This window comes from Helicobacter anseris (assembly GCF_003364335.1).
Taxonomy (GTDB): Bacteria; Campylobacterota; Campylobacteria; order Campylobacterales; family Helicobacteraceae; genus Helicobacter_H; species Helicobacter_H anseris.
This window is the reverse complement of sequence record NZ_NXLX01000040.1, coordinates 1-1419: the sequence shown is the minus strand read 5'-3', so window position 1 is coordinate 1419 and position 1419 is coordinate 1. Positions and strand designations below refer to the sequence as shown.

The window sequence follows — 1419 nt, the reverse complement described above, 5'->3', positions numbered from 1 at the left end:
AAGTTAGAGGTTTGCATACCATTAAAGATTCTAGCCCATGCACCTTGAGCATTAGCATTCTCTCTTAATTCACCCATTCTTTTATTTAAGCTATTCATATTAGCTAAATAAAGATCATAATTACTTCCAAGAGCTGCTGCTGAAGCTTGTTGATTGGAAGTAGAAGCACCTTTGGATGTCATAGAATCTACAAAATAGGTGGTGTAGTCATTAGCTCCGCTACTATCCACCTTACCATACTGATCTGTAACTTGAGTGGTAAGTGTAGTTCCTACTAAATCAAATCCTTGAAGTTGTGCTGCTCCTATAAATTTAACATTAGAATCTGTTTTTACAGTAGCTACTGCAATATTACCTTCTGTTTCACTTCCACCACCATGATATTTAATCGTTGAAATATCTGTATTATTATCTGCAATTACTTGGAGATAGTGTGTGCCCTCTGTTCCTGAGAAAACAACAATTCTATCAGAGTATGTATAGCCATAAGTTCCACTACCATTGTTTGCAGATTGCTTATTTCCACCTAAAGTAGCACTGCTTTGATCAGCACTACCATTTGCATAGATTCTAAAAAGTGCATTAGAACCAGTGAGAGCAGAAGTGCTAGAAACTTGAGAATCTGCTTGTGTTTGAGCGCCACTTTGAGTAGTTGAGCTTCCAATTTCAAGTAATCTAAAGTTACTTCTTGTTGGAATATTATTAAAGTCATTACCTAGAGTTGCTATATCAATAATAGTATTTGTTTGTTCAAAAGTATTTAAGAGTAATTGTGTGGTATCAAGACTATTACCTTGTATTGTAAGTTTTTGCAAATGCAATTTATCTACATTGGTAAGGAATTTAGAACCTGAGTTCATTGTGACATTTACATTAGAATTTTCTTGCAAAGAAATACTTCCTACAAAAGCAGATTTACTTTCTAAATTTACATTGTAGGTATAGGTATTACCACCACCACTTGCACTAGTAGCTAATTCTGAGATAACACCTGATGCCAAACCTTTTACATTAATGTTGTCTGTATGATTACCATTATTATCTTTTGTTCTATCTGTAGTAATAGTTAATAATGCTCCATTATCAGCAATACCTTCAAAGTACTTGCTATAAGCTTTTAAGAAAGTTGTATTTTCTCCATCACCTACTTGAATACTTGTTTTTCCTAATATAAGTTTTACACCATCTTGGTAAGTTACGCCTAGGATTTTATTGTTATTTGTATCAGTAGCACCAGCTACACCATTTTTAAATTCTTCTGTTGTTCCGCTATTACTACTTGCAAAGATTAGATTTGTAAGACCATTATCATCATAAGTGATATCAGCTTCTACATTTACAGGTCCTTGCATTACAAGATTAGCTGTTCCGCCTGTTGTCTTAACAGTATAAACTGGAATTACTCCTGAATTAGTTGCA

General features: G+C 33.8%; 1 pseudogene. It reads right to left on the bottom strand.

The annotated features are described in order from the left end of the window. Positions 1-1419, bottom strand: a pseudogene (locus CQA57_RS08205) (hypothetical protein); the annotation flags it as partial.